This window comes from Gordonibacter pamelaeae 7-10-1-b (assembly GCF_000210055.1).
GTDB lineage: Bacteria > Actinomycetota > Coriobacteriia > Coriobacteriales > Eggerthellaceae > Gordonibacter > Gordonibacter pamelaeae.
The window spans coordinates 829,066-831,444 of the sequence record NC_021021.1; the positions used below are offsets into that span (position 1 = coordinate 829,066).

Genomic DNA, 2,379 nt, shown 5'->3' on the forward strand with positions numbered 1-2,379 from the left:
ATCACGATGAGATCATGCAAAGAACCCCCCCCCCCCCCGCACTCGGCCGGGTCCTCGGCCCGCAAGCCTGCCAGCCCTTGTGTCCAACCACGTTATGGAAAGAGAAGCCACCATCATGCCCGTTCAGACGAATCCTGAGATTGGCGCCGTCGACTTGACCGCCTTCGGCGAAGCTGCAAAAGCGCTGTTCTCCACAGCGGACACCCCCGAAGAAGTGGCCGCCATGCGCGACGAGGTGCTGCGCCGGATAGCCGAATGCGCCGCCGCCACCCGCCAGAGCATCGCAGAATCGGAGCGCACGCCGCACGACGAGTAGGCCGGTACCGCAGCGGAAGGAAACGGCGCGGAAAACGCGACGGCCCCTTCACGCCCTCTCGGCCGCACCTCGTGCCTATCTGCCTCAACGTTGCGCTCCACGTCGATCCAGCCTTCCGGTAGTGCGGCTTTGGCCTATACTGGGAGCATGGACTTCGAGAGAGCACACGACCCCATCCCTCTGGAGGAATTCGTTCAAACGTCGGGCCCCGACGAGCGCGGAATGACAACGGAGCTGTTCTATGCGTTCAACACCGTCGTCACCCTGCAAGCGTTCGGCGATCCTGGGCAGTGCCGTGCGGCATATGCTGCCGCACGCGCCACGTGCCGCTCGTTCGAACGACGCCTCTCGCGCACGCTCCCGCACTCCGATATCGCCCGGCTGAACGCTGCGAAGGGGCGCCCCGTGCCCATCGCGACCGACACGGCCGCGCTGCTGCGCGCAGCCCAAGGCTATTGTGCGGACAGCGAGGGACGGTTCGACATCACCATGGGTGCCGTCGTGCGGCTCTGGAACTTCCACGAAGGAACGGTTCCCGAGCGCGAGCGCATTCGCGAGGCGCTCGCGCACGTCGACTGGCGCACGCTGCGCGTATGGGACGAGCCGACGGCCGCGGCCGCAGAAAGCGCGGCCCCCCAAACGGGCACCACAGCAGGCAGGCAGGCGTTCGCGCAGCTGGAAGACCCGCTGGCTGCAGTGGACGTGGGGGGCATCGCGAAAGGCTGGATAGCCGACGCCGTGGCCGACCTGCTGGCCGAGCACGGGTTGGAGGCCTTCATCGTGAACCTGGGCGGCAACGTGGTGGCGCATGGCGAGAAGCCGGGCAGCGTGCCGTGGCGCATTGGGCTGCAGGATCCGCGCGACAAGGGGGGCGTGGTGGGGGCCGTGGCAGTGCGCGACGCCTCCGCCGTCACGAGCGGCGTGTACGAACGCCGCTTCGAGCGCGACGGCGCCTTCTACCATCATATCCTCTGCCCCGAAACCGGCCTGCCAGTGGAAACGGATGCTGCGGGAGCCACCGTGATCGCGCGCCGCTCGCTGGACGCCGAGGGGTACTCCACCACGCTGCTGGCCCTGGGCATCGAGCGCGGGCGGGCATTCGCGCAGTCGCATCCGGCCATCTTGGAGGCGCACTTCGTAGACGCGGCGGGAAAGGTGCATTCAGCGTAGTTCAGCAGGCGCCGAGCGCAAGACGGGCACCGCGCGATGCGGTGCCCGTCGGGGAAGCGGCTTGCGGCGCCTTTCGCGAGAGGAGCGCTAGGAGAGCACCGTCTCCTCTTCGCGCTCGTCGACAGCCGCAGGGGTGTCGGCCAGCGGGTTCTCCGGAACGAAGGGCTCGAACAGCGGCTCGCCGTTCTGGGAGAGCTCCACCATGCCGGTGAGGACGTCCACGTACTGGTAGGACTGGCGCGCCGTGCGCCCGCGCTTGCGGTCGACTTCCAGGATGAACAGCTGGGGGTGCACCTGCATGAGCACGCCTTCGCTCTCGACGATCTTCGAGCGACCCATATTGGCGCGCACTTTCAGGCGTTGACCGACGAAGTCATGTAACGTATCATGGATGGAGTCGACGATTTTGGCCTGTTTAGCTAAATCCATGCTCACTCTTTCTCGCGTGTGCCGTTATGCAGAAATCACAAAGCGAGATTATACCACCTTGGTCAATACTCTACAGAATCTGCACGGATATGTTACTTTTCGCAAACCATAAGTTGACGGCCGGCCATTCAGGCCCCGTTTCCGGTTGAATAGGCTACGCCCCTTCTTCGGCGCCATCGGGCGCGCCTGATGCCTCCAGCTTCTCCAACCCCGCTCCCAAGCGGACGAAATCCTCCAGGGCCAGCGCCTCGCCCCGGATTCTCGGGTCGACGGCAGCCTGCTCGAAGAGCTGCGGGAGGGCGGCGGCGATGCGCGCGCCCTTCGCCCCGCGGGAGCCGAAGTAGGTCTTGCAGGAGTTCGAGAGGGTCTTGCGGCGGTTCGCGAAGGCGGCGTCGGCCATGGTGGCGGCGGCCTTGAGCGTGGATGCGGCGAGCGGCTCCCCGCCGGCACCGCACAGCGGACGG

At 66.3% G+C, this 2,379-nt stretch carries 3 protein-coding genes and 1 pseudogene; 2 read left to right on the plus strand and 2 right to left on the minus strand.

The genetic code is table 11. From position 1 onward, the window contains the following. Nucleotides 1-115: 115 nt before the first annotated feature. Both GPA_RS03940 and GPA_RS03945 read left to right on the plus strand, forming a co-directional pair. Nucleotides 116-316, plus strand: coding sequence for a hypothetical protein (locus GPA_RS03940; RefSeq protein WP_041239020.1), 201 nt, complete (start codon nt 116-118; stop codon nt 314-316). A gap of 147 nt (nt 317-463) precedes the next feature. Continuing rightward, on the plus strand, nt 464-1,486 hold the full coding sequence (locus GPA_RS03945; protein ID WP_015539003.1) for an FAD:protein FMN transferase: 1,023 nt from the start codon (nt 464-466) through the stop codon (nt 1,484-1,486). An 87-nt stretch (nt 1,487-1,573) separates the two neighbouring features. On the opposite strand, the gene GPA_RS03950 is transcribed toward GPA_RS03945, so the two are convergent. Then, nucleotides 1,574-1,915, minus strand: a complete 342-nt coding sequence (locus GPA_RS03950; protein WP_041239022.1) for a Veg family protein — start codon at nt 1,913-1,915, stop codon at nt 1,574-1,576. Between the two features lie 154 nt (nt 1,916-2,069). Beyond that, nucleotides 2,070-2,379, minus strand: a pseudogene (locus tag GPA_RS18840) (hypothetical protein); the annotation flags it as partial.